This window comes from Klenkia soli, from assembly GCF_900103975.1.
GTDB classification, from domain to species: domain Bacteria; phylum Actinomycetota; class Actinomycetes; order Mycobacteriales; family Geodermatophilaceae; genus Klenkia; species Klenkia soli.
This window is the reverse complement of record NZ_FNIR01000010.1, coordinates 30,880-57,367: the sequence shown is the minus strand read 5'-3', so window position 1 is coordinate 57,367 and position 26,488 is coordinate 30,880. Positions and strand designations below refer to the sequence as shown.

General features: G+C 67.1%; 20 protein-coding genes. 10 read left to right on the top strand and 10 right to left on the bottom strand.

Translation table 11 applies throughout. The features are described from left to right. Positions 1–302 precede the first annotated feature (302 nt). The gene (locus BLS67_RS25075) at positions 303–3,269 is read left to right on the top strand and encodes a sigma-70 family RNA polymerase sigma factor (protein WP_165617621.1); all 2,967 of its coding nucleotides are present in this window, start codon (positions 303–305) and stop codon (positions 3,267–3,269) included. Between the two features lie 731 nt (positions 3,270–4,000). Beyond that, positions 4,001–5,172 (top strand): IS3 family transposase gene (locus BLS67_RS15835; protein ID WP_091246951.1). Its coding sequence is split into 2 segments (ribosomal slippage): positions 4,001–4,301 and positions 4,301–5,172, totalling 1,173 coding nucleotides; the frame shifts between segments, so codons are not numbered across the junction. A 190-nt stretch (positions 5,173–5,362) separates the two neighbouring features. Here BLS67_RS15835 and BLS67_RS15830 read toward each other — a convergent pair. The 7 genes from BLS67_RS15830 to BLS67_RS15800 all read right to left on the bottom strand — a co-directional run bounded on the left by BLS67_RS15830 (position 5,363) and on the right by BLS67_RS15800 (position 18,365). Next, positions 5,363–7,222, bottom strand: coding sequence for a DUF262 domain-containing protein (locus tag BLS67_RS15830; protein WP_207500649.1), 1,860 nt, complete (start codon positions 7,220–7,222; stop codon positions 5,363–5,365). Between the two features lie 11 nt (positions 7,223–7,233). Next, the gene (locus tag BLS67_RS15825) at positions 7,234–10,314 is read right to left on the bottom strand and encodes a type III restriction-modification system endonuclease (RefSeq protein WP_091246947.1); all 3,081 of its coding nucleotides are present in this window, start codon (positions 10,312–10,314) and stop codon (positions 7,234–7,236) included. A 4-nt stretch (positions 10,315–10,318) separates the two neighbouring features. Continuing rightward, positions 10,319–12,187 carry a site-specific DNA-methyltransferase gene (locus BLS67_RS15820; RefSeq protein ID WP_091246945.1) on the bottom strand — a complete coding sequence of 623 codons (1,869 nt, stop codon included), beginning with the start codon at positions 12,185–12,187 and terminating at the stop codon, positions 10,319–10,321. An 8-nt stretch (positions 12,188–12,195) separates the two neighbouring features. Continuing rightward, positions 12,196–12,897, bottom strand: coding sequence for a DUF4391 domain-containing protein (locus BLS67_RS15815; RefSeq protein ID WP_091246943.1), 702 nt, complete (start codon positions 12,895–12,897; stop codon positions 12,196–12,198). Then, a complete protein-coding gene (locus BLS67_RS15810; RefSeq protein ID WP_091246941.1) occupies positions 12,894–16,157 on the bottom strand; it encodes a helicase-related protein in 3,264 nt (1,087 codons plus the stop codon). Before BLS67_RS15810 ends, BLS67_RS15815 begins: the two co-directional genes overlap by 4 nt. A 545-nt stretch (positions 16,158–16,702) precedes the next feature. After that, the gene (locus BLS67_RS15805) at positions 16,703–16,999 is read right to left on the bottom strand and encodes an N-methyl-L-tryptophan oxidase family protein (RefSeq protein WP_341350148.1); all 297 of its coding nucleotides are present in this window, start codon (positions 16,997–16,999) and stop codon (positions 16,703–16,705) included. A gap of 328 nt (positions 17,000–17,327) precedes the next feature. Next, entirely contained in the window at positions 17,328–18,365 is a 1,038-nt protein-coding gene (locus BLS67_RS15800) for an aldo/keto reductase (protein WP_091246938.1), read from the bottom strand. A gap of 68 nt (positions 18,366–18,433) precedes the next feature. On the opposite strand from BLS67_RS15800, the gene BLS67_RS24985 reads away from it, so the two are divergent. From BLS67_RS24985 to BLS67_RS15780, 4 genes are all read left to right on the top strand, one after another. Further along, on the top strand, positions 18,434–19,066 hold the full coding sequence (locus BLS67_RS24985; RefSeq protein ID WP_091247245.1) for a MerR family transcriptional regulator: 633 nt from the start codon (positions 18,434–18,436) through the stop codon (positions 19,064–19,066). Further along, positions 19,063–19,917, top strand: coding sequence for a hypothetical protein (locus tag BLS67_RS15790; RefSeq protein WP_091246936.1), 855 nt, complete (start codon positions 19,063–19,065; stop codon positions 19,915–19,917). Before BLS67_RS24985 ends, BLS67_RS15790 begins: the two co-directional genes overlap by 4 nt. An 89-nt stretch (positions 19,918–20,006) precedes the next feature. Next, positions 20,007–20,630 carry a type IV toxin-antitoxin system AbiEi family antitoxin domain-containing protein gene (locus tag BLS67_RS15785; RefSeq protein WP_207500648.1) on the top strand — a complete coding sequence of 208 codons (624 nt, stop codon included), beginning with the start codon at positions 20,007–20,009 and terminating at the stop codon, positions 20,628–20,630. A gap of 50 nt (positions 20,631–20,680) precedes the next feature. After that, the gene (locus BLS67_RS15780) at positions 20,681–21,418 is read left to right on the top strand and encodes a nucleotidyl transferase AbiEii/AbiGii toxin family protein (RefSeq protein ID WP_091247241.1); all 738 of its coding nucleotides are present in this window, start codon (positions 20,681–20,683) and stop codon (positions 21,416–21,418) included. Between the two features lie 12 nt (positions 21,419–21,430). Here the strand turns inward: BLS67_RS15780 and BLS67_RS15775 are convergent, their stop codons facing one another. After that, on the bottom strand, positions 21,431–21,979 hold the full coding sequence (locus tag BLS67_RS15775) for a GIY-YIG nuclease family protein (RefSeq protein WP_131801755.1): 549 nt from the start codon (positions 21,977–21,979) through the stop codon (positions 21,431–21,433). A 45-nt stretch (positions 21,980–22,024) separates the two neighbouring features. Between BLS67_RS15775 and BLS67_RS15770 the strand changes: the two genes are divergently transcribed. Next, positions 22,025–22,303, top strand: a complete 279-nt coding sequence (locus BLS67_RS15770) for a hypothetical protein (protein ID WP_091246933.1) — start codon at positions 22,025–22,027, stop codon at positions 22,301–22,303. Between the two features lie 34 nt (positions 22,304–22,337). On the opposite strand, the gene BLS67_RS15765 is transcribed toward BLS67_RS15770, so the two are convergent. Next, on the bottom strand, positions 22,338–23,486 hold the full coding sequence (locus BLS67_RS15765) for an RNA polymerase sigma factor (RefSeq protein WP_091246932.1): 1,149 nt from the start codon (positions 23,484–23,486) through the stop codon (positions 22,338–22,340). After that, positions 23,483–23,890, bottom strand: coding sequence for a YciI family protein (locus BLS67_RS15760; protein ID WP_091246930.1), 408 nt, complete (start codon positions 23,888–23,890; stop codon positions 23,483–23,485). The genes BLS67_RS15765 and BLS67_RS15760 overlap by 4 nt, the downstream gene beginning before the upstream one ends. A gap of 232 nt (positions 23,891–24,122) precedes the next feature. On the opposite strand from BLS67_RS15760, the gene BLS67_RS15755 reads away from it, so the two are divergent. From BLS67_RS15755 to BLS67_RS25065, 3 genes are all read left to right on the top strand, one after another. Continuing rightward, a complete protein-coding gene (locus BLS67_RS15755; protein WP_091246928.1) occupies positions 24,123–25,325 on the top strand; it encodes an oxidoreductase in 1,203 nt (400 codons plus the stop codon). A 66-nt stretch (positions 25,326–25,391) separates the two neighbouring features. After that, positions 25,392–25,724, top strand: a complete 333-nt coding sequence (locus BLS67_RS25070; protein WP_091246926.1) for a hypothetical protein — start codon at positions 25,392–25,394, stop codon at positions 25,722–25,724. A 66-nt stretch (positions 25,725–25,790) separates the two neighbouring features. Next, positions 25,791–26,486 carry a hypothetical protein gene (locus BLS67_RS25065; RefSeq protein WP_091246924.1) on the top strand — a complete coding sequence of 232 codons (696 nt, stop codon included), beginning with the start codon at positions 25,791–25,793 and terminating at the stop codon, positions 26,484–26,486. Positions 26,487–26,488: the final 2 nt, after the last annotated feature.

The following is a 26,488-nucleotide window of genomic DNA, read 5'->3' as shown; positions in this document are numbered from 1 at the left end:
CCGACCTTGTCCTTCAGCTGAGGATCCGAGGCGCGCACAGCAGCAGGCGTAGACGTCAAGCTCTCCCCCGAGGCAGGTGCGGGCCGACGCAGCTCGGCCCCTTCGAGCAACCTACGTTCCGTATCCGACAAGTCTCCAGACCCCGCCGGGGTGAGCGCGGCAGTTGTAGCCCAGGAACACCACCGACCACATGCGCCTCCTTCTGGGCACACCTGACGGTCGGGTATCGGAAATGTCGGGGCCGCCGGTTAACGTCCGTCCACCAGCAGCGAGCGCTGGGTAACGGGGCGAACGGAGTTGGCATGGAGGCCGTGGTTCACGACGAGGACGTCGTAGACCCCTGGGTCGTGCTGCGCCGGTTGATGGCGGAGAACCACTCCCTCAAGGCTGAGCGGGACGAGCTCACGCGAGACAGGGACGCGCTCGCTGAACGGATCGCCGTAATGGAGCGGTTGGCGGCTCCAGCGGTCTCTCCGCCATCCCCCCCGCCCGCACTCCGCCCCGCCGGCCAGGACGATCGGGGCCGCCACCGGGCGCCCGCAAGGCCCGCCGCAGCTCAGGCCCCGACGCAGTTGACGTACCAGCCCAGCCTGTCTGCGCCACGCATCCCGGCCTTGCCTGACCTGGCCCACCGCCTTCGCTCTTGGCAGCGAGATGCGCTTGCTGCCTGGCGGGATGCGGGCCACCGCGGAGTCGTCGAGGCGGTGACCGGGGCCGGCAAGACATTCGTCGGGCTCGAGGCTGCCCGGGAGACGCTCGGCGACGGGGGCCGGGTGGTGGTGCTGGTGCCCACCACGGAGCTGCAGGAGCAATGGTTCCGCACGCTGGTGGAGACGTTCCCCGATGCGGACGTCGGACGTCTCGGCGGTGGGCGGAGCGACGAGCTGACGGACTGCCACGTGCTCGTCGCGCTGGTCCAGTCCGCGAGCCGGCGGACCCTCCGCAGCCAGGCCACGGATCTCGTCGTCGCCGACGAGTGCCACCGCTACGGGACACCCGTCTACGCCGATGCGTTGGAGCCTGGGTTCGGACGGCGGCTGGGCTTGACGGCCACCTTCGAACGGGAGGACGACGGGGTCGAGCAGCTGCTCGTGCCCTACTTCGGCCCGGTGGTCTTCCATCTGTGGTACGACCGCGCCCTCGCCGACGGCGTCATCGCACCGTTCGACATCGCACTGGTCGGGGTCCGGCTCACCGGCCTGGAGCAGCAGGCCTACGACAACGCCGCCGACCGGATGGAGCAGGTCGGTCGGTCCCTGCAGCACGTGCACGGCATCCCTCGCGAGCCACACGGCCAGTTCCTCAAGACGCTGAACCGGTTGGCGCAGTCGCCCGCGGATCCGGCCTCCAGAGCTGCCCGGGCATACCTGGCACCGATGTCTGAGCGTCGCCGGCTGCTGGCCGCATCCCGCAACAAGATCGATGTGCTCGCCGCTCTGGAGCCCGTCGTGCGGACGGCGCAGGGCGCCCTCGTCTTCACCCAGACCAAGGAGAGCGCGGAGTCAGCCGCGACTGTGTTCGAGGACGCCGGGATCCCTGCGGCGGCGCTCTACTCGGGCCTTGACCGCGACGAGCGCCGCGGGCGGATGGATGCCTTCCGCGAGCGGACATCGCAGCTGCTGGCTGCGCCCAGGGTTCTGGACGAGGGCGTCGACGTCCCCGAGGCTGACCTCGCGGTGATCGTTGCTGGTAGCCGGAGCCGGCGCCAACTGGTGCAGCGACTGGGTCGGGTACTACGTCCCAAGACGGATGGCCGCCACGCCAGGCTGGTGCTCCTGTTCGCGTCGGGCACCGTCGAGGACCCCACGTTGTTCCCGGACAGTCCGCTCATGAGCGTTCTGCCGCATGGACGGCGGCGCGGCGACTTCACTGTTCCCCAGGACACCCGAACCCTGCTGGACTTCCTCGGCGCAGCCTCAGGGAACCGAGCCGACCCCTCACTGGTCGTCGAGCCGACCAGCAGCTGCCCACTCGCTGCAGAGCAGCCTCCCGAGCTGGAGCCAAATCACGCACCGCGGGAGGTGAGAACACCCCGGAAGAAGGCCGCTGCTGGCGCCCGTAAGGCCCGCTCGGCCGACGCGGAGTCCGTGCAGATCGCGCCTGCGCCGGACGCCGACGCGGAGGAGGTGGAGCTCGAGGAGGACGAGGCCGACCTCGCCGACGAGCCCGCCGTCCCGGCCGCCGCCTCCGGTTCCTTCGAGTGGGACGAGGAGGAGTCGCTCGCCCTGCAGAAGGCTCGCAAGGACGCCGAGCTGGCCACCTCGACCGACGCCGTCCGCGCCTACCTCAAGCTGATCGGTCGGGTCGCGCTGCTGACCGCCGAGCAGGAGGTCGATCTCGCCCGCCGCGTCGAGGCCGGGCTCTACGCCGCGCACAAGCTCGCCGACACCGACGCCAAGTTCACCCCCACCATGCGCCGCGACCTCAACTGGGTCGTGCGCGACGGCGAGCGGGCCAAGACCCACCTGCTGGAGGCCAACCTCCGCCTGGTGGTGTCGCTGGCCAAGCGCTACACCGGCCGCGGCATGGCGTTCCTGGACCTGATCCAGGAGGGCAACCTCGGTCTAATCCGCGCGGTGGAGAAGTTCGACTACACCAAGGGCGTCAAGTTCTCCACCTACGCCACGTGGTGGATCCGCCAGGCGATCACCCGGGCGATGGCCGACCAGGCGCGCACCATCCGCATCCCGGTGCACATGGTCGAGGTCATCAACAAGCTCGGTCGTATCCGGCGTGAGCTGCTCCAGGAGCACGGACGTGAGCCCACAGCCGAGGAACTAGCCGTCGAGATGGACCTGACTCCGGCTGCTGTTCTGGAGATCAAGGCTTACGCACGTGCTCCGTGGAGCCTCGACGAGCTTCTCGAACTCGACCTGGAGCTCCCAGTCTTGGTGGACGCCACTAGCGATCCGGGGTCCGAGCACGCGGGCTGGATCCAGTGGGGCCGAGACGTCCTCGGGTTCGTCCATCAGCGCGAGGCGAAGATTCTCAGCCTCCGCCACGGCCTGGGCGGAGGAGAGCCCCAGACGTTGGACGAGATCGGCCAGGTGTACGGCGTCACCCGGGAAAGGATTCGACAGATCGAGAGCAAGGCCCTGGCCCGATTGCAGCAGAAGCTGGAGGGGGACGGTTCGTGGCGGGAACCCATCGCCGCAAGCGCAAACTCTCGGCCAATCTTCGATAATCAATCTGACCTGGCGTCATCCCCTGGCGCTAGAGAGCTACGTGTCCAGGATCGCGGACTTTCATCCTTGAAGCTATCGAGGTAAATTCCCGGCCAATGCGGCAAATTCATCGCCGCAACCGCAATGCTCTTTCGACGCAACACCACCGGGATAACGTGATGAATCAGCACTCCGGACATCGGAATCAAGATTTGCGTCATTCCCGGATCGGCCCGCCCTAAGGCCGAGCCAGCGGTTGCGCACTTCGCCTGGTCCAGCCGGACCGCGACGATCGACATCGGGCGCCGCATCCGACGCTGACCCACGGCGACCCGTCTGCCGGCGAGGGCTGCGCGGTCTTCCACGAGCTCGTCCGCGTCGACCTGAGCGGCAACGACCCGCTCACCGCGGTCGACAACGCGCTCACCTCCGTCCCGGGGCAATCCATCGAACCCTTCGCCAGCGTGGTGAGCCGACGCCGCGATCTGGGCGTGAGCGAGCGGTGCAGCGGCTGGCGGCGTTGCTCCACTTCTCGGTGGGGGGATGGCGGGTGCCCTTCAGCAGCATGGAGGACTAGCTCGAGCTGCTCCTGGCCAACCCGGGCCGGGCGGAGGAGCTAACCGAGCTCAGCAGCGTGCTCCGTGAGGGCATCCGGCATGCCGCGCCCACCCTCGAACCGACGGAGCCGTGGCCGCTCCACCTACACGCGCACTACAGCCGTGACGAGGCGCTCGCCGCCTCCGGCCTACGGGACCTCAGCGGGACTTTGGGACTGCCCAGGGTTCGGTTGACTCCTCACCTGTGAGCCTTGTGGGCTCGCTGGAAGGATCGTCATCGTGCCCAAGCCGTTCCCGCTGGAGTTCCGGCGCGACGTGATCGCCGTTGCCCGTCAGGGTGAGCAGTCCATTGCCCAGGTCGCCAAGAGCTTCGGCGTCTCGGAGTCCTGCCTGTCCCGCTGGCTGAAGATCGCCGACCGGGAGGACGGCCTGACCGGCCGCAGCTCCCCGCCGACCAGCACCGCCGGCGCCGGGGGTGATCTGGAGGCGGAGAACCGGGAGCTGCGCCGGCGGGCCAAGCAATTGGAACAGGAGAACGAGATCTTGCGCCGCGCGACGGCCTACTTCGCCCGCGACATCCTCCCAAAATGATGTACCCGCTGGTCCAAGACCTTGCCGCTGACAACATCCCCGTCGCGGTGACCTGCCGGGTGCTCGGGTTCTCCAAGCAGGCGTTCTACAAGTGGCAGGCCAACCCGGTGACCCAGCGGGACTGGGACGACGCGCACCTGATCAACACCGCCCTGGACATCCACCACGACGACCCCGAGTTCGGCTACCGGTTCATCACCGACGAGCTTGCCGCCGCCGGGGTGAAGGCCTCCCGCAACCGGGTGAACCGACTGTGCACCCAGCAGCGGATCTGGTCGGTCCACTCCCGCAAGCGTGGCACTGGGCGCCGGCCCGGACCGCCCGTGCACGACGACTTGGTGCGCCGGGAGTTCACCGCTGAGGCCCCGAACAACCTGTGGCTCACCGACATCACCGAGCACCCCACCGCCGAGGGCAAGCTCTACCTCTGCGCGATCAAGGACGCCTGCACCAAGCGGATCGTCGGCTACTCCATCGACGCCCGGATGACCTCTCAGCTGGCCGTGGACGCCCTGACCAACGCCCTCGCGCTCCGCGGTGGGACCGGGGGCATCGTGCACTCCGATAGGGGGTCGCAATTTCGTTCCCACGCCTACGTCGCGGCCCTCCGCGACGCCCAGCTACTGGGGTCGATGGGACGAGTCGGCACGTGCGCGGACAACGCCGCGATGGAGTCCTTTTTCGCGTTGCTGCAGGAGAACGTCCTCAACCGCCGGCGCTGGACCACCCGGGCCGAGCTGCGGCTGGCGATCGTCACCTGGATCGAGACCACCTATCACCGCCGCAGGCGCCAGGACGCCCTCGGTCGACTAACACCTATCGAGTTCGAGACACTCACCCACGCTGCTCACGCGGCCTGACCCACCTACCGGACCGGGGTCAACTGAAGTCTGGGCAGTCCCGCCCCAAACCCGTAACGCTTCAACGAGTCTAGGGCCGACGGCAGCCCGCAACCGATACGCGCGCGCTTCGCGCGCGTTCTGTCGCGAGCCTCCGTGTTGGCGGATCCAAAGCTGGCTGACCGTCATGGTTGGCCGTTAGCTCGCTCTGTCATGGCAACTCGTTTGCCGTGACAGCGGTCAGGTCGTCGGGGTTCCAGAGTTGCTTGGCGATATCGCGGTACAGGTGGCCACGCTCGACGATGTCAGCCGCTTTGAACTCCTCGTGGGCGCGGAACGGCAGACCCGCGTCCTTGACGAAGGCCACGAAGCCGGGGTTCTTCTCGTAAGCCTGGGGATCCAGGCTGGCGGCAAGCAAGTTCTGACTGAAGTACCGCGGACGCTTCTGCGCGTAGGTCTCGTCGTTGTAGCTCGCGTTAAACTGCTTGGGCAGCAGCAACAGGTCACCGATCCGGTTTCGATGGCGAGCGAAATCCGCCTCGTGGCTGAAGTCGTCGGCGTGCCGCTCGGGATGGTCGGCCCAGATGTGCTCAACCTCGTACTTCACCTTCGCACCGTTCGTGAGCTCGATGTAGTTCGAGGCTTGGCCGGACTTCACGGTGATGTGGTCGGTGATCCGAGCAAGGATCTTGTGGAGTTGGCTCCGGTTTTGCTGGTGGACGTACAAGCCGTCGTAGTCGAAGGACTCGTCGACCTTGAGCAGGTAGTCACGGAGCACCTTGGCCAGGTCAGGCTCGCTAAGGCCACGGATGTCGCGCATGACGGTGAACATGGCGTATTGCATCGTTGAGTAGGCCGTCGCCCGGAAGTTCCAGATACGGCGGGCGAGGAGGATGTCGGTGAACCGGCCGACCAGCTCCAACTTCCTGTCGATGGCGGCTGTGTTGTCATCGACTCGGAGCGGCGCCAGGAGCAGCTGATTCTGGAGTGTGAAGCCGAGGTCGGCGTTGAACCGGATGAAGCGCAGAGGGCTGTCCGGCTGGAAAGATCCGGTCGATGCGTCGAGGATGCGCGCATAGTGGTGGCTGTAGAACTCGAGGTCACGGAACACGAAGTTGTAGAAGTCGTCGCGCACCTTCAGGCCAACGCTATCGTTGGCGCCGCGGACCCAGCGGTGGAACTCGGTGCCGATCCGGTCCCAGTCCTCGGGACGCGCTCCCTTCTTGCGCTCACGGATCTTGGTCGAGTACTGGCTTCGCAGCCACGTCTTGAGGAAGTCGGAGCTGGCGTCCTCCGCCTGCTCGTCGAGGCTGCGCAGCCGCTTGCGCCACAGCTCGTTGGCCTTGGTGCGAGGCTTCCCGTCTTCCATGTTGGCGAGCAGGTACCCCTTGAGCATGTCTGCCGGAGTGAGCTTGAGGCCGCGATCGTTCATCGTTTCAAAGATGGCGTACGCGTCGTCGTCGCTATACGCGGTGATCTGGACGAGCTGCACCCGGTCCTTGAGCCAATCGATGAAGAACGGGAGCGCGGCGTCCTTCAGCTCGTCGGGGAAGAGCCCGTCAAGTTCCGCGTACCTAGCGACGAGCGTGTGCACCGACTCCGCTGAGTCCGACGGCGGCTCGTATTCACCGAACTCGAACAAGGCCTCCATGCAGTCGTTGCGATCGGGAACGTCGAGGTTGAACGATTTCTCGCCGAATCTTTCGGAGTAGATGAGCTCGTCGATGTTGACGACATCCTCCCGTCCCTGCTGGAGACGCCGCAGGTACGTGAGCAACAGCGTGAGGCTGGTCAGCCGCTGCTGGCCATCAACGACGAAAGGCTGGCTGCCCTTCTGTGAGATAATGATGGAACCGAGGTAGTAGCCGGGGTACTTGGCGACGTCCTTGCGGGCGTGGTCAGCCTCATAGAGGTCGAGGAACTTGGCAGTCAGATCGGCGACGAGCTCAGCGATCTGCTTCGACTCCCACTTGTACTCGCGTTGGTAGTAGTCGATTGAGTACTTCTTTTTCTCCAGGACTTCGGCGATGGTCTTGGCAACCCCGTCGATCGTCCGGTCGATATCGGTCACAGTCATCGCCCCTATCCCGTTACGAGTTCCATCAGCTTGGAGTAGCCGTCGGCGACTTCGTACTTCACCCGGCCCTCGAACTTCTTGTTGACGTCGTCGAAAAATTTCCGGGCGCACGCGATCTTGGCGTTCTCGACACCCTTCAGCTGAAGGGTGGACAGGGAGCCTTTCGTCTCGGCAACGAAGTACACGTGCTTGACCGAACCCTCTGTGAACGCGATTGCCCAGTCGGGGTTGTAGTCACCGACCGGAGTCGGGATGAAGAAGCCGCGCGGCAACTTGACGTACACCTCTACCTCGGAGCTGGTGTCCAAGTCCGTGACGAAGTCGCGCTCAACCGTCGAGTCCGTCACGACGTAGTCGTATACGTGCTTCTTGAGCTTCTCCCCGGCCTTAGAGAAGTCCTGGGCACTCTGATTCTCCGTGAAGATGGCCATGTCGAAGCGGTCCTCTAGCGCTTCGTAGGCCAGATGCTCCACAATGACCGTGGCCTTCTGCTCGTTGATGAGTCGCGCGGCTTCGGTGATGAATTGCTCCGGATTGAGACGGAACTTGCCGAACGTGTTCGGATTGATTCGGCCAAGGATCGCAGCGGCAGTGCGCCGAGTGAGCTGGGTCTTCTCGGTCACCTCCCCCAGCAGGTCGTACTTCACCTGGGACCCAGCAGACACCGACGCGGTCTGGGTGGAAGTCGTGGTGACGTCGAATCCGGTGCCACTGGCCAGGTCATCAGCGTCGAGCGACTCCCGCTGCTTGCCGGCTTGGACGACGTACTGCATGGCTGCGACGTTCAAGTGGGTGTCGAGTGATGCGACGCACTTGCCCACCAACTCGGCTGAGTCGAACTCGACCTGATAGACAGCCTTGTGGTTGATCCGACTCCAGAGCTCTTGGAACTCCTTCTTCTTGAAGTTCGCCTCGTTGAGCGGGATCTTCTTAGGCTTGCGGTCGTTGGTCGGCGCGGGGATGTCGATGTACAGGGCGTCGATCAATGGCCACACGAAATCGATGACCGGCTTGAGCACTTCGGACAACGGCTCGGCCAGCGACCTGGCGTGCTTGTCCTCCTTGTACTTCTGCGTCACGAGCCCGTCGTCGTCGACGTAGTCGTTGCGCACAAGGTAGTTGTACAGAGCGGTCGCGAGCTTCTCGTCGACGGCGCTCTCGCCGGACTCGGTGTGGATCGTCTTGCCAGTGAAGAACTTGACGCTGGCCTTCCGTGGGCGCGCCGCCAGCGACTCTGCAATCTCCTTCTGCAGCCCGCCCACGAAGTCGGTGTAGGACTCGTCGGTCACGACGGTCAGCTGGTTGATGGCATGCACGGTGACCGGGTTGTCCATGCGGTCGCCGTTCTGGTCCACCGCAAGCCGCAGCCCACGCCCAATCTCCTGCCGCCGCGAGATGGTGTTGTCGCTCTTTTTGAGCATGCCCATGACGAACACGTTGGGGTTGTCCCATCCTTCGCGAAGGGCCGAGTGCGAGAACAGGAACCGCACAGGCTCCTTCAAGGACAGCAGGCGTTCCTTGTCCTTGAGGATCAAGTCGTAGGCGGCAACGTCCTTAGACTGACCCTTCTCATCGCCGGTCCTGTGCACGTCGCCGTCGACGAGCCGCTTACTCTTCTTGTCAATCGAGAAGTAGCCCTGGTGCACATCCCGGGCCTCGTCACGGCTGAGGTACTTCTTGTAAGTCGCTGTTGCGTCATCGAGCTCCAGCTCCCCGAGGACCTCCTCTACAACGGCGGCGAATTCATCCTCGAACACTCGGGCGTAGTCGCCCAGGGTGTCCTCGCGGGAGTAGTCGCGGTACTTGGCGACCTCATCGATGAAGAAGAGTGAGAGGACCTTGACGCCCTGGCTGAAGAGCTCGCGCTCCTTGTCGATGTGCGCGCGGATGACCTCGCGGATCTGGATTCGCCGCTTGGTTTCCTCTGTTACGTCACGATCCGCGAGCTGGCCCGCGACGACGACGTCCCCGTTGCTGAGCGTGATGGTGTCGTCGATCGCGCTGACGTCGGTGACCACAAGCTCCTTGTAGACCTCGATACCGTTCGCGAGGTCATGAAGTCGGGAGCCCTTCGTGACCCGCTTGAGCTGCCGCTTGATCGGGCCGCCCTTGGTCTGAACTTCCAGTTCCACGCGGGCCGTGGGTGGCCGGCCCTTCTTGACCTCGACCGCGTCGAGGTAGAGGTAAGCAGTGGAGCCGGCAAGGCCCCTGACCGTGATGCCGCGGACAGCGATTTTCTTGACGAGCCTCTGGTTGTAGGCATCCAGGGCGTCGAGTCGGTGGACTTTGGTGTGCTCCACCTTATGAGTGGCCGAGTAGCGCAGCACCATCAGCGCGTTGAAGCGGGATAGAGCCTCAAGCGACTTCGGAGCGCCGATCTTTTGTGGCTCGTCGATGATGACGATCGGCCGGTTGGCGCTGATCACGTCGATCGGCTTGCGGGACTGGAAGTCGTCCAGCACATCGTAGATGCGGCGGTTGTCCTTCCCCGTTGCGTTGAAGGCCTGGATGTTGATGATCATTACCTGCACGCCCGCATCGGAGCTGAAACGCTCAAGATCATGCAACTGAGAGGAGTCGTAGATGAACGAGCGCGGCTTCGTGCCGTAGGCCTGCAGGAAATGCTCAGCCGTTACGTCGAACGACTTCTTGACGCCCTCGCGGATCGCTACGGACGGAACCACGACGATGAACTTGGACCAGCCGTAGCGCTTGTTCAGCTCCATAATCGTCTTGATGTAGACGTAGGTCTTGCCGGTGCCGGTCTCCATCTCGATGTCGAGGTTGGGGGCACCAGGCGCGGCCTTGCTGTCGATGATCTTCGGCACCGGCGGCAAGTTCCGCGCTTTTTGCACTTGGTGAATGTTAGCGAGCAACTGAGCAGCGGAGAGCTCAATCGCGGCATTGCGCAGACCTGAGTCGGCAGCCGTGCCTGTCTCGAACAGGGCTGGGGCGGCACTCCGCATCACCGTGCCAGGATCAATCCTGTACGCGATGCCTGTACGTCGAGGCTGGCCCGCAAACACCTGAACAACCGAGTCGACTGCATCGGTCTGATACGGCTGGATCTTGAACTGAAGTTTCATTCGCTCAGATGGCCTTCACGTCGGTGGAAGGCGAAAGCTCCTTGAAGATCTGCTGCGCATTGATCCGTGCATCGTCTGAGGCAAACCCTGAGTCACGGAACACGGCACGCAGCGGCTCGCGCGTCGCCAGGATGCGCACCAGTTCGGTGGTCACTGAGCTTTCGAAACAAGCGACGAGTGCGCCGTCCTCGACCACGAAGACTTCGTGGCCCTCCACCTGCTCGACAGCGATGGAGACACCGACGTCGAGCCCCCAGTCCAGCAGTACCTGAAACAGCAGGTCTTCCCCGGTTCGGCCAGGCTTGACGCTGTCCTCAAGCCCGGACAGTGACGTCTGATCGGTTTCATCCGGTGTGCGGAGCACATCAGTCATGTTGGTCGTGTCGACCTTTAGGGCACGGAATCCTACGTCGCAGAGGTCCCCGCCCGAGCCCGCTCCCTCTCGGATCGCTGAGCCTGCTTTACGGAGTCGGTTTCTGGACACCGATGCTATAGTGCCAGCCCCGGCCTTAGCTGCTGCCGATTTCTCGTTCGGCTTCTCGCCCAACTGCACAAGGACATAGCGCCGACTACCGCCGTCGGCGGCATTGACGTTCATAACAGCGTGCCCCGTCGTCGCCGAGCCGGCGAAGAAGTCGAGAACGATCTCGTCTGGACCGCACGCCCAACGAACGATTCGCTGGAGGAGCGCAGTGCTCTTCTCAGTGTCAAACTCCTCCGTCTCGTTACCACTGAGAGTAATATCCATCCAGTTATCGCTCAGCAACTTTCCTTCGCTGGGCGGGACGTAATACTGAACCGTGCCATCATCGCTTCTGCGGACAAAATTCAACTTTACGTTGGTCGCCGTTAGGTGATCGAGATAGTAATCATCGAGGCTGAGCCCGCCTTCGACCTGCGCCAGGAAACGCTCGTAGTTCGCCACAGCTTCGAGTGAGCGACCACGCTCCCAACGCCACTGGCCCGATTCAGGTGTAACGCCCAGCAACTCATATCGCATCGTCGGGCGGTCAGTCCCCCGCCAATATGTGTCCCACTTGCCCGGCTTTCGGTCCTCATGGACCAAGGAAAGTTTGGGCAGCCGAACCTCGGAACTTCTGGCGTAGAGCAATATGTACTCGTGCCCCTGAGAGAGCGCACTGAGGTCCTCGAATTGCGCCTGGACGTTCTTGATACCCCGACGGACCGCGATGGTGTTCTTGTGACTTCCTGCGCCGAAAATCTCGTCGCAGATCTTTCGGAGATTATGCACCTCATGGGAGTCGATGCTGACGAAGAGCAGTCCATCGTCGGTCAAGAGATTCCGGGCCAACTTGAGGCGCGGGTACATCATGCTGAGCCAGTCCGAGTGATACCTGCCGTCTGACTCCACGCTCGTCTTCAACCGGACTCCCTCGTCGTTCACTTGGCCAGATTGAGCGAGGTAAGTCCCAGTATCAGTTGCGTAGCTATCCGGATAGACGAACCGGTCGCTGCCGGTGTTGTAGGGAGGGTCGATGTAGATGACCCGGATCTTTCCGAGGTAGGACTCCTGAAGAAGCTTGAGGGCGTCAAGATTGTCCCCCTCGATGAACAGATTCTTGCTGCTATCGAAATCAACCGACTCTTCACGCATCGGTCGAAGCGTTTTCGCGATGGGCGCGTTCGCGGAGAACGCCGCGACCCGCTTGCCCGGCCAGTCAAGCTGATAGCGCTCCTGGGGCCCTTCCACCACGCGACCGGAGAGCTCTTGGCGGAGCAAGTCGAAGTCGACTACGCGAGCCTGGTTCCCTTCTGCGTCGATGGCCTCAGTAGTGACGCCCGGGAACATCGTAGCGATTTTGTCGATATTGGCCGCCGCGAGATCGGGTGACGTCATTCGAAGCTTCTCCACGGTGGTCCTCAGTTCGTGTTGCCCGTGGCCGGGCTAGGGGTCGGGCTCGTGAGGTCCACGAGCATTGCCTGCTTGGTCTTCAAGATCCGACGCAGCTCGACCTTCCGATTGAGCTGCGGTTCGTTCCGGAGCTTCCGCTCCAAGGCGGTGATCTCGCGCTCGAGCGACTGAACGGTCGTAAGTCTGCTGACGATTTTCGACACACTCTCGCCAGCCCGCGGTGCGACCGGCGTCAACGGTTGCAGGAGCGCCGTGTACATGGTCGTCAAGTCGATGGCCGCCGGGAGCGGGGTTCGGTCGCCGGGTGCGGGTTGCCAGGAGGTGCTCAAGTAGGGGCCCAATTTCGGGGCACCGGTGCCGAGCTGCTTGTGAGCAGCGACCATCCGGATGGTTCCGTTACTCCCCTCCCCCCGGCTGATCTCGAAAATGATCGGAGTTCGGACCGCCTTGTCGATCGCAGCGAGAACGCCGTCCGCGACGTCCTCTTCCTTTGCTCCGATCTCGAAGACCTGGATCTCTGGGACCTCAACGCTGCCCGGAAGGTTGATCGTCGACTCGGCGAGCTTGTAGGCCCATGTGATCCGTCGTACGTCGGAGACGAAGCGGTCCTTGATCGTTGATCCGATGCTCGCGTGCTCGTAGAACTTGGTCTTGGGAACCGTGCGGCCGAACCGGGCTGCGGACGGCCAGCGATAGAGCGGATCCCTCATGCGGTGCCCTGCGCTGGGTCGACGATGGCGATGAAGGCGATGAGCTCGAAATCGTCCAGTCCGCCGATGGTCTGGGTGAGCGCGGTCGTAGCTCCGTCGGAGAAGAGGCTGTCCAGGTCGCGTTCGGCCGTCACGTCGACCATCGAGCTGATCGCCGCGGTGAGCAGCTCCGAGTAGTGCCCCATCTCAGCGCCCTCGTTGGTGGCCGAGTTGAAGACGCGCGTGACCGCACCGACCGGCTCGTCGTACGGGCGGCATCCGGCACGGATGAGGTCGAGGAGGTGCTTGACCTCCGTGTGGTCGGCAATGACGTTGCCGTCGCCGTCTAGATAGACGAGGTAGTGCGGGTGGAGTCGGTTGCCGCGGTTGATGTTCTTGTCGGCGTTCACATCACGAAGGACGAAGAGCGCTCCTGGCTTGAGTCCATTGTCCGCTTGGGCCGGCACGACGGCATGGAGCCCCTTGGGCGCGCCGGCGAGGTCGCCGTACTCCTTGATGTAGCCCAGGAGATCCATGCGGAAGTCGTTGAGGCCCAGGTCGGTGATCGAGACGCCGGTGCGGACGTCTTCGAGCTCGATGACCTCGTTCTGCAGCTTGCGGAGCTGTTCCTTGCGGAAGGCTGCGTCGCCGTCCTCCAAGGTCAGAACGTTGTCGTCGGCGGTTCCCGCTAGGTCAGCGATCACCATGCGGTTCTCGACCCGTTCCTTCAGGTTGATGTACTCGTCTAGAGAGATGTCGGGCCAGAAGTTCACCAGCCGGATGTACGTGTTTGTGGAACCGATGCGGTCGACGCGACCGAAGCGCTGGATGATCCGGACCGGATTCCAGTGGATGTCGTAGTTGACGAGGTAGTCGCAATCCTGAAGGTTCTGGCCCTCGCTGATCACGTCGGTGGCGATCAGCACGTCGAGCTCGCCGGTCGCCTTGGGCATGGTCAGGTGTCGCTGCTTTGACTTCGGCGAGAAGAGCGTGAGCACCTGTTGGAAGTCATAGCCGGAACCGAGCGTGGTCTTCGCGGCGTGACCGCCGCCGGTCACTAGGGCGCACTCGAGGCCAGCCTTACTCAGGCGCGGAGCGAGTTCCCGGTAGAGGTACTCGGCCGTGTCGGCGAAGGCCGAGAAGATGAGCACCTTGCGGTTGCCCTCGTTGATCGGCTGAGCGACCTTCCCGGCGATCAGGTCCGTGAGGGCCCCGAGCTTGCGGTCGTGCTCGGGGGTCACCCTCCGCATCTCGTCGAGCAATTCGCGGAGCGTCTCACGGTCGTTCCTCAGGTCGCGTCGCCACGACTCAACGTCGACGTCATCGAGATCGATCTTGATGTTCTGGCCGAACAAGAGAGCGTTGGCGCCGACTGTGTCCTCGTCATCGACGTCTAGGCCAGCGAAGTCGATGTTCATGTCGGCGATCGCGCTCTCGTGAGAGTCGAGCCGGCCCATCGTGTGGTCGACCGCCGCCTCGATCTTCGCGAGGGTGAGCCGAAAGGCCTCGACCGAGCTCTCCAACCGCTTCAGCAAGTTGACGGTCATCAACTTCTTCAGCCCTTGCTCACGGCCCCGCTGCCCGAGGTTTGACCGTGCCGTTCCACCCTCGACGTTGTACAGGTCTTCGTACTTTCGCACACGGCTATCGAGCACGTACTTCAACGGCGTGTACACCGCGAGCGTTAGCTCCTGCAGTTGCTCAAAAATGTCCTTGAACGTCGGGACATCCTGAAGATCACTAAGCGGCTCACGGATAGAGGCTGGCGGCATACGCTCGGGAAAGGCGCCGATCTCGGTGGTGTCGTAGAACGCCTGGATGTGCTTGCGTGACCGTGCGATGGTGACCGAGTCGAGCAACTCGAAGAAATCGAAGTCGAGCATCTTCGAGATCGCGGCGGGGGTGCGAGACTCCGGCGGTAACTTCGACCACTCGTTGAACGCCCGTTGGGCATCACTGAAGACCCTCTCCACGGTCGTGGACAGGCTGAGATGCTTCGCCAGGTTCTCCGACTCACCCTCATAGGCGAGCTGGAGCTGGTTCTTGAGGTCGTTGAACCGGTTGTTGACCGGCGTCGCCGACAGCATGAGCACCTTGGACTTCACGCCCTCGCGGATCACCTGGCGCATCAGCCGCTGATAGCGAGATTCCTTCTCCTCCGCATAGTCGGCGTTGCGGAAGTTATGGGACTCGTCGATGACGACGAGGTCGTAATTGCCCCAGTTCACTCGGTCAAGCCGAAGTCCCCCTGACTCACCCTTGGTGCGGGACAAGTCGGTGTGAGCGAGGACGTCGTAGTTGAAGCGGTCCTTGGCGAAAATGTTCGTCGTCAAGTTCGCGTTGTAGTTCGTCCAGTTCTCCGCGAGCTTCTTCGGCGCGAGCACCAGGACCGACTTGTTCCGCAGCTCGTAGTACTTGATCACCGCGAGTGCGGTGAAGGTCTTTCCGAGGCCCACGCTGTCCGCGAGGATGCAGCCGTTGTAGGTCTCGAGCTTGTTGATGATGCCGGTGGCAGCGTCCCGCTGAAAGTTGTAGAGCGACTGCCAGACCTGGGTGTCCTGATAACCCGTGCGATCGTTGGGAAGCACGTCTTCGCTGATGTCCTCGAGGAACTCCGCGAACAGGTTGTAGAGGATCATGAAGTAGACTCGCGCGGGCGAGTTCTCTGCGTAGACGCTTGCGATGTGGTCGTAGACCGCGTCCGTGACATCATCAAGCTGGTCGGAGTTGTGCCAGATCTGATCGAACAAGCGGACGTACTGCGCCGTCATCGGCGCATCGTCGATGCGGTGGACCATGTTCGATACGGCGTTCCCAGGCTCGTAGCCAAGGTCTGCGGTCGTGAACCCCTGAAGCGGCATGTAGGCCGCCTCGTCATCGACAACGGCGAACTGCTGCATCGGATTGCCCGTGGAGTTCGACCGGAACGTGACCTTGCGGCGCACCCAGTCCGCGCACTCCCGTGCGATCGCGCGTTGGGTCAACTTGTTGCGCAGGCGGATCTCGAAATCAGAGCCGTAAAGGCTGGACTCGCCACTACCGACCTGTGGGATGAAGAACTCACGGCGTTCCTTGCGGAGCTTGTCCGTCGCCTTGCTGGTCACGAAGGAGGGTGAGGTGAAGATGAACTCCAGCTCGCCGACCTGCTCCAGCTCCTTCCGGAGAGCCTCGAACGCGAAGATTGAGAAGGTCGAGGCGGCAATGCGCACCTTGGATCCCGGCGCGATTTGTTCTTTGAAATCGTCGCCGAGCAACTCGTTGACGTTGTCGATGATCTTCATGCGCCACCCCGTGAAACTCGCGAAGATTGGTCAACGTTCGCCTGTCCCCGGCAAGGACTCAGACGCACCTTGTTCGCCCTTGCACTTGTCCAGTGGCCAGGCCCGCCGGTAGGGGTTAGCGATGCTGCGGCGCCCAGGAGCCCGCATCCCCGGACGATTGGCATCGCCGGGTCGCCCATCACGGGGTCAGCGAGACCTATCAGCTCGGCTGCTCGTGAGGCGTTGACGATCAAAGTCGACATTCGGACTGGCACCTCCCAGGCCGGACATTACATACGGGGACGGAAAGATTCGATGAACCACGATGCACGATGGCCCGATGTGGTCCATGGGCCCAAGCGCAAGCAACGGGACTCAGACGCGCCTGCGCTGGGATGGTGAACCTTCGGGTTCGCGCGGACAGAAGAGGCCTATGAGCGTATCGCTGGCCGCCCCTCCGCTGACGCTGTCGCTAGCGAACGTCGGGCAGTCGCGACAAGGGTTGCGCCTGGAGCAGGATGCCATCACGCACCTTTACTGCGTCCAGCAGCTCTCGCGGCAGCCCCCTATCGGTCCGCGAGCAGGCTGCCGGCAACCGTCGGACTGTCCGGGCGGTCTAGGAACACCCCAGTTAGCGAGGCCCCGTCGGCGCCGAAGTCGTCGGCCGATCGGTCCCACAGCTCGTAGGCCCGCAGCAGCGGCTCGGAAGCCGGGTCCTGACAGTAGGCCTGCCGGGTGATCCAGGCGCCGCCCTTATTGGAGCCCCGGTAGTGAGCCGGGCCGAGTCGCTCCAGGCCGAGCACCCGTTGCCTTCGGGCGGCGAGGTGCGCGGCGGCCGCGGTGCCCATGACGCCCAGGCCCATCACGATCGCGTCGTGTAGCGCAATCTGTCCCCGTCCTTCTGGTTCGCGCCCGGAGCCGAGCTCGTGCTCACATCCGTCGGGGCGGGGTCGGTGCACTGGGACTACCGGCGGCAACGGGGTTGCGTCGGAATTGGCCCGGCTCCTTCGATGCACATGTTGCCACGTTGCGATACGGCGAGAGCCAGCCTGGCTTTACGAGCCCAGGGTTGCCGACGTTCCCGGCGGCAGGTTGCCACACGGCCAGGGACGCGCCGCCCGAGGGCGAGGTGCGAGCCCCCAGGGCCCGCAACTTCCTCCGTTCTGGCCTTCGACGCTCAGAACGCCCTTGTCAGCGCCGGCGCAGCAAGGCGTCGGTGAGCGCGGGCGGGGCGTAGCCGGCGTCGTCGGCGCGGATGTTGGTCCCCGGCGGCACGATCGCGTCGATGGCGTCCAGGACGTCGTCCGACAGCTCGACGTCCACCGCCGGCAGCTGACTGGTCAGCTGCTCCATCGTCCGGGGGCCGATGATCGACGACGTCACCCCCGGGTGCCGGATCGTGAACGCGATCGCCAGCTGCGGCAGGCTCACCCCGGCCTGCTCGGCCACCCCGGCCAACGCGTCGGCGGCGTCCAGCTTGCGCTGGTTGATCGGGTCCGAGAGGTCGTACCGCGATGCCATCCGGCCGCCCATCGCCGAGGCGCGGTGCGTCTCCGGGGCATCGGCACCCTTGCGCCACTTGCCCGACAGCCAGCCACCGGCCAGCGGGCTCCACACCAGGGTGCCCATGCCGTACTCCTGGGTCACCGGCAGCAGCTCGCGCTCGATGCCGCGCACCAGCATCGAGTAGGGCGGCTGCTCGCTGACGAACCGCCCGCTGTGCCGCACCGATGCCGCCCACTGCGCCTGCACCACCTGCGAGGGCAGGAACGTCGAGCTGCCGAAGTAGCGGATCTTGCCCGCCCGCTGCAGGTCGGTCAGCGCGTCGAGGGTCTCCTCGATCTCCGTGTCCTCCGACGGACGGTGGATCTGGTAGAGGTCGATGTGGTCGGTCTGCAGCCGGCGCAGGCTGTTCTCCACCTCGGTCACCAGCCACCGGCGGCTGTTGCCCTGCTGGTTGGGGTCCTCCCCCATCGCGCCGTGCGCCTTGGTCGCCAGCACGACGTCGTCCCGCCGTCCGCCGGCCAGCGCCTTGCCGACGATCTCCTCGCTCTCACCCGCCGAGTACACGTCCGCGGTGTCCACGAAGTTGATCCCCGCGTCGAGGGCGGCGTGGATGATCTTGACCGACTCGTCGTGGTCGGGGTTGCCCCAGGCGCCGAACATCATCGCCCCCAGGCAGAGCGGGCTGACCTTCACACCGGTGCGTCCGAGCGTGCGCATCTCCATGTCCCCTTCCTACTCCCGATCTCGGGCACAGGTTGACAGCATCACTATCGATAGTGATGCTGTCGACCATGCGGATCGCAGAGCTCGCCAGTGCGAGCGGGGTGAGCGCCACCTCGATCAAGTGGTACGTCAGCGAGGGCCTGCTCCCCGCCGGCGAGCGCACCGGCTACAACCAGACCGAGTACGGCGACGACCACCTCGCCCGCCTGCGGCTGATCCGCTCCCTGGTCGAGGTCGGCGGCCTCAGCGTCGCCGCCGCCAAGGACGTCCTCGTCGCTGCCGACGACCCCGACCACCCGTTCGGCAACACCCTCGGGGTCGCCCAGGCCTCGCTGCCCACCCGCACCGCACCGCCGTCGGCCGCCTCCGTCGCCCGCGTCGCCGCCGCCGCCCGTCGCCAGGGCTGGACCGTCTGGGAGGACCACCCGGGCCTGCTCGCCGCCGCCGGCGTGCTGGACCGCTACGACGCCCTCGGCCGGGGCGACCTGGCCACCACACTGCCCGCCTACCTCCGGGCCGCCGAGGTCGTCGCCGACGCCGACGTCGACTGCATCAGCAAGAACCTCGACGCCGGACCGGCAGCAGCGGCGCAGACCGTCGTCGTCGGCACCGTCCTCGGGGACGCCCTGTTCGCCGGTCTCCGCCGCATGGCCCAGACCAGCGAGTCCGTCCGCCGTTTCGACTCCGGGAGCCCCGCATGACCGCCGTCCTCGACCGTCCCGTCCGCCAGCACGGCCTCAACCGGCCGCTGCTCGTCCTCGCCGCCGTCATGGCCGTCACCGCGGTGGTCACGCTCGTCCTGGCCGTCGTCGACCCGGTGCAGATCACCGGCACCGACGGGTGGCTCAAGCCGCTGAAGTTCTCCATCTCCATCGGCATCTACGCGGTCACCATCGCCTGGTTGCTCACCCTGCTGCCGGCCCGCCGCCAGCGGCTCGGGCGTGGCCTGGCCTGGGTGGTCGTCGCCGGCATGGTGGTCGAGATGGTGGCCATCGTCGGCGCCGTCGCCCTGGGCACCACCAGCCACTTCAACGTCTCCACCCCGCTGCACAGCGCCGTCTGGGCCTCCATGGGGACGGCGATCGCCGCCGTCTGGCTGGTCACCCTGGTGCTGGCCGTGCTGCTGTGGCGGGCGTCGGACGACGCCGCCCGCCGGCTGGCGATCCGGGCCGGGCTGCTCGTCGGGCTGGCCGGCATGGCGGTCGCCTTCCTCATGACCTCGCCGACGCCCGACCAGCTCGACAGCTTCTCCGGCATCGCCGGGGCGCACGCCGTCGGCGTCCCCGACGGCGGGGCCGGCATCCCGCTGCTGGGCTGGTCGACCGTGGGCGGGGACCTGCGGGTGCCGCACTTCGTCGGCATGCACGCCCTGCAGGTCCTGCCGCTGCTCGCCTTCGGCCTCGAGGCGCTGCGCGCCCGGGTGCCGGCCCTGCAGAACGCGGGCACCCGGTTCCGGATCGTGGCCGTCGCGTCGGTGGGCTACGCCGTCCTCGTCGTCCTGCTCACCCTGCAGGCCCTGGCCGGCATCCCGGTCACCTCGACCTTCGGCTGACGACGAGCCGAACACCGATCAAGCGGTACCCTCCACTGGTCGAATACTTATCCGACAGATAAGTCTGTGCACGGTGGAGGGAGGATCTCGTGACAAGCGTTCCGACGGCGATCACCCAGGCGCCGTTTCGCACGATCCGCCCGCAGGACCTGGCCACCGTCTACACCCAGCCCAACGTGCAGCTGACCCGGCTGACCCGCGGCGGGCGTGTGCGCAAGGCCGCTCCGGGCCTCTACTACGCCCTGCCCGACGACCGCGACACCACCTGGCTTCCCACGCTGGAAGCGGTCGCAGCCGGTGCCGCGACTGCGCTGTACGGCGACCAGGTCCCGGTCCTCATGCACCTGACCGCCGCCCGGCTGCACGGCGCCCTCCCCCGCGCCGTCGGCCTGGCCGTCGTCGCCGTGCCCACCCGACGACGACCACTGCGCCTGCTCGACCGGCCGGACGCCGTCCTCACCTTCGTGACACGCGACGTCGATGGTCTGGACGCCGTCCTGATGCCGACGGATCTCGGCCGCGTCCTGGTCACCACCCCGGAGCAGACCGTTCTCGACCTCGCCCGACGACCGCAGCTGGGCGACCTGCCCGACGAGGTCCGGGAGGCGGTCCGTGCACTCCTCCCCCGGTGCGCACCCGATCGACTCGACCAGCTGGCCGGCGCCCAGCGGATGGCACGCACCCTCAACCGCGTCCGCGCCGAGCACCCGTGACCGCCGGCCGGCGTCCCCACCGCGGCCTCGACCCCGCCGAAGCCGCAGCCGTGCGCGACACGTTCGGGGTGGCCGACTCCCAGGTGCTCCGCGACCACGCGATCAGCCACGTGCTGGCTGCGCTCTCCGCGGCCGGCCTGGCGGACGCGCTGGTCTTCATCGGCGGCACCGCCCTGTCCCGCACCCACCTGCCCGACCTGCGGCTCAGCGAGGACATCGACCTCCTCGCGCTGGAGGACCGCGGCGTCGTCGGGCCGGCGATCGAGGAGGCCGTGGCCCGGGGTCTCCAGCGCAGCCACGGCACCGTCGCCTGGCTCCCGCCCCTCGCAGAGACCCGGGGCGCGCAGTCCAGCGTGCTCGTCGTCGCCGACACGATCACCATCCGCGTTCAGCTGCTCGGTGCGACGGGGTACAGCCGGTGGCCCGTGGAACGTCGGCCGCTCGAGCAGCGGTACTCCGATGCGCCGCCGGCGTCGTTGACCACCCCCACGGCGGCGGCCTTCGCCGGCTGGAAGGCGGCCACCTGGTTCGACCGGGAGGCTCCACGCGATCTGTACGACCTCTGGGGTCTGGGTCGGGCCGGCCTCGTCGACGCCGAGGCAGCACGCCTGTTCCGCAGCCACGGCCCCACCGGCGGCGACGTGCAGCCCTGGATGTTCGACCACGTGCCGACCGATGCGCAGTGGGCGACGGCGCTGGCCCACCAGGGCCGGATCGAGGTGGGCCCCCTCGCCGCACGCGACGAGGTCCGTCGGCGGTGGGCGGACGCCGTGGGGACGTCGGACTGATCCGGCTGCTCGTCAGCGGCCGGCGGCCTTGGCCTCCTCGCGCCACCGGCGGCGGGCGGCCGCGACGAACTCGTGCATCGGGTGGCCGCGGTTCTCGGCCTGGTTCAGCGGGGGCTCCAGCTCGGCGATGACCGCGGACTCGACGGTCCATGGCTCCGGGTGCTCGGCCCAGCTGACGTGCAGCGTCTGCGCCATCCAGTCCGAGAGCGCCAGCTCGTCCTTGTTCACCAGCACCGGCCGCGTCGTCCACCGGCTCCTCCAGGCCTGCTGCTCGACCAGCAGCGCGGCCAGCGAGCGCCGCAGCGTCGACGAGCCGGTGGTGCCGCGGATGTGGTCGCCCACCACCCTGGACCGCAACGTCGACCGCGATGTCGACCCGTTCGGCGCGATGCCGACGTACAGCAGCTGGACCGGAGCGGTCGGGTGCCGCGGGCCGGAGATGCCGGGCAGCGCACCGAACCGGCCCCACCAGGCGTAGAGACCGGCCACCGCCGGCACGGCCTCCGCGGCGTCGGGCACCGGTACGGGCGGGGAGTGCAGGGCAGCGACCACGGCGTCCACGTGCACAGTCAACGTCACCACGTCGAGCCCACCTAGGCTCCTCCCGTGCCCAACCCGACCCCCGCCGGACCCGAGAGCCGCTCTGCCCCCGCCCGGGTGCTCGGCGCCGTGGGCGTCGTCGGCATGGCCAGCCCGCTGATCTGGGTGGTCGTGCTCGCGGCGCTGTGGCTGGTCGCCCGGGACCGGCTGAACGGTGGGCTGGTGTTCTACGTCTTCGGGTCGACGCTGCTGGCGATGGTGGTCGGGGTGCTGCTGTTCGCGTGGGCCGACCGGCTCGACCAACGGCGCCGTCCGCATGGGGACGGGACCACACCGGAGCCGTGACCACGGGGCCGGAGTCAGGACGAGCCGGCAGCCCTCAGCCGCCGCCCGGGGGCGTCGCGCCCCGCAGCCGGGCGGCCTCGCGCTGCAGGTGGTCGCGCTCGGCGGTGTTGGTCGCCGCCCGGGCCGCCTGCGTGTAGAGGTCCGCCGCCGTCGCCGTGTCCCCGGCCGCGGCGTGCAGGTAGGCCGCCACCGCCGCCCACCGCGGCAGACCGGGATCGAGGTCGGCGAGCGCGGTGAGACCGGCCAGCGGGCCGTCGGCCTCCCCCACCGCCACCGCCCGGTTCAGCCGCGCCACCGGCGACCCGGTCAGCGCGACCAGCTCGTCGTACCACTCCACGACCTGCACCCAGTCGGTCTCGGCGGCCGAGGCCGCGTCGCAGTGCAACGCCGCGATCGCCGCCTGCGCCTGGTACTCCCCCAGCCGATCGGCGGCGAGCGCCGCCTGCAGCACCGACACCCCCTCCGCGATCAGCCGGGTGTCCCACCGGGACCGGTCCTGCGACGCGAGCGGCACCAGCGCACCGGAGGACGAGAACCGGGCCGGACGGCGGGCCGCGTGCAGCAGCATCAGCGCCATCAGACCGGCGACCTCGGGGTGGTCGTACGCCTGGTGCAGCTGGCGGGTGAGCCGGACCGCCTCGGCCACCAGGTCGACGTCCCCGCCGTAGCCCTCGTTGAACACCAGGTACAGCGTGCGCAGGACGGTCCCGACGTCCCCCGGCGCGTCCAGGCGCTCGCCGGAGATCGTCCTCTTCGCCCGGCTGATCCGCTGCGCCATCGTCGCCTCGGGCACCAGGTAGGCCTCGGCGATCTGCCTAGTGGTCAGCCCGCCGACCGCCCGCAGCGTCAGCGCGACCGCCGACGACGGGGTCAGCGACGGGTGCGCGCAGAGGAAGTACAGCTGCAGCGAGTCGTCCCGGCCCGGCACCTCGACGGGTTCCGGCGGCGGAATGTCCTCCCGGCGCTGTCGGGCGACGTCCGAGCGGACGGCGTCCAGGTACCGCCGCCACGCGACGGTCACCAGCCAGGCGCGGACGTCGCGGGGCGGGTCCGCCGCCCAGGTGCGCAGGCCCTCGACCAGCGCCTCCTGGACGGCGTCCTCCGCGGCGGCGAACTCCGCGCCCCGCCGGACCAGCGCCGACAGCACCTGCGGGACGGCGGCCCGCAGGTCGGCGTCGGTCACTCGGTGATCGTCGGCGGCTCGCTCATCAGCGGCCGCAGCTCGAGCCACTCACCGATCGGCTTGCCGCCCTCACCCGGCGCGGCGGACAGCTCGCCGGCCAGCTCCAGCGCCCGGTCGTAGCTGTCGACGTCGATGATCATCCAACCGGCGATGAGGTCCTTGGTCTCGGCGAACGGCCCATCGGTGACCGGCGGCCGACCCTCGCCGTCGAACCGCACCCAGGTGCCCTCCGGCGCCAGCGCGGCCTCGGCGACGAACTCGCCGCTGTCGCGCAGCCTGTCGGCGAAGTCCCGCATGTACTGCACGTGCGCGCCGAACTCGGCCGGGGTCCACCGATCGAACGGGACGTCGACGGTCGCCGCCGGAGCGCCGCGGTAGTGCTTGAGCATCAAGTACTTGGCCATGTCGTTCTCCTCCGTCGGTGCGGCCCATCCTGGCCGCTTCCGCACAGGGGACGGAACCGGCCGACGGTTCTCGACATCCCGCCGCCGGAACTCGTCGGCAATGCCGCCGACACCGACCGCACGCCGAGGGTGGACCACCCGTGCGGAAAGGTTGACCACAACTCATCGCGGTCGGAACGGGCCGGCAGCGCCTCGGCGGTGAGCTGGGGACCTCCCACCGAGAGGACCTCCCGTGCCCGACCTCTTGTCCCCCTTCACGCTCAAGGGCGTCTCGCTGCGGAACCGCATCGCGATGTCGCCGATGACCATGTACGGCTCGGTCGACGGCCAGATGGACGACTACCACGTCATGTACCTCGGGGCGCGCGCCGCCGGCGGCTTCGGCCTGGTCTTCCCCGAGCAGATCGCCATCACCCCGGACGGCCGGACGACGACCTCCTGCGCCGGCATCTGGTCCGACGACCAGGTCGAGGGCCACCGCCGCGTCACGAACATCATCAAGATGTTCGGCGGCGTCGCCGGGATCCAGCTGGGCCACACCGGTCGCAAGGGCAGCGAGGTCCCGCCGCACAAGGAGACCAACGCCCAGGGTGGCTGGAAGGCCCTGCCCCCGGAGCACCCCGACGGCTGGCTCACCGTCGGCCCGTCGAACATCCCGGCCGGCGGCGACCACTCCTACCCGGTGCACGCCCTGACCGTCGACGAGATCAAGGCCCTGCACCGCAGCTACGCCGACGCCGCCCGCCGCGCCGCCGACGCCGGCTACGAGTGGCTGGAGATGCACTTCGCCCACGGCTACCTGGCCGCCAGCTTCTTCTCGCCGCTGGCCAACCAGCGCACCGACGAGTACGGCGGCTCCAACCGCAACCGGGCCCGCTTCCTGCTCGAGGCGCTGGACGCCGTCCGCGAGGTCTGGCCCGAGCACCTGCCGCTGACCATGCGGCTGGGCTCGGACGACTTCCACCCCGACGGCACCCAGTTCGAGGACTCGATCGAGGCCATCGGGTGGATGAAGGAGCACGGGCTGGACCTGGCCGACCTGTCGATGGGCGGCAACACCGACGACATGCGCGACCCGCACTTCTTCGACGAGCCCGCAGGGTTCGTCCCGCGCGCCACCCGGGTGCGCCGCGAGGTGGGCATCCCGGTGGCCACCAGCTGGAACCTGGGCGTCCCGCAGACCGCCGACGCCGTCATCCGCGAGGAGCTCATCGACATCGCGATGATCGGCCGCCCGGCGCTCTCGAACCCGCACTGGCCGGTCTGGGCCGCCCGCGAGCTCGGCCACCCGGCACCGTTCGACCTGGTGCCGGCGGACTGGCGCTGGTGGCTGGAGAACTTCCGCGGCCACGCCCCCAGCATCGGCCTGCCGCCCACCCCGGCCGAGGTCGCCGAGGCCGCGCTCGCACCGGCCGAGGAGGCCACCGCCGCCTGACCCCGCCGCACCGTGGTGGCCCGGGACCCGAGCGGTCCCGGGCCACACGTGGGTAGCCTCTGCGCCGTGATCGCGGACACCCTCGACCTCACCCCCGAGGCCTTCGCCGCCGGCACCGGGTGGGCGATCAAGCCGCAGGGCGCCTGCCGCGGCGACGCCTGCGTGCCACTCGGCGGCGGGCCGTTCGACGCGCGGACGACGGCCGAGCGGCTGCGGATGGCCGTCGTGCACGAGCCCGCGGCGGGCCTGTGGGCCATCGGCCCCGACACCCTGGGCGACCGGGCGCTGACCACCGCGACGGCCCCCGACCTCGAGCTGGCCCGGCTCGACGGCACCCCGTTCCGGCTCGCCGAGCTGCGCGGGCAGAAGGTCGCGATCGTCTCCTGGGCGCCCTGGTAGGGCTGCGCCTTCGACCTGCCCGGGTGGCAGGCCCTGCGCACCGAGCTGCACCCCCGCGGCCTCGAGGTGGTCACCGTCTGCCTCGACGACGCCGACGCCGCGCGCCCGCACATCGAGGCCACGGCCCCCGACCACCCGTCGCTGGTCGACCCCGGCCACCGGATGGACGCCCTGTTCGGCGTGGTCAACGTGCCGAGCGTCGTCTGGGTGGACGAGGAGGGCACCGTCGTCCGGCCGCCTGAGCCCGGCTGGCCCGGCTTCCCGCGCACCCTGCCCGAGGGCTTCGGCGTGCTGCCCGCCATGGGGAAGACGAAGGAGACCCCGGAGGTCGACCAGCGCGCACTGCTGAACTCCGGGCAGGACCGCGCCGGGTACGCCGCCGCGCTGCGCGACTGGGTCGAGCACGGCGCGGCCAGCCGGTACGCGCTCTCCCCCGACGAGGTGGTCGCCCGCTCCCGCCCGGCCCCGCCGGAGGCCTCGTGGGCCGCCGCGCACTTCGAGCTGGCCCAGCACCTGTGGCAGGCCGGCCGCCGCGACCTGGCGATCCCGCACTTCAACGCCTCGCACCTGCTGCAACCGGACAACTGGACCTACCGCCGGCAGGCCTGGTCCCTGGTCGCCCAGGAGCGGGACGGCGGTCCGCTGGGCCGCTTCGCGCAGGGACCGCTGGCCGGGCAGGAGGCGGACTGGCCCTTCGAGAGCGACTTCGCCTCCGACCTGGCCCAGCTGGGCGAGGGCGAGTACTACCCGCGCACGCTCTGACC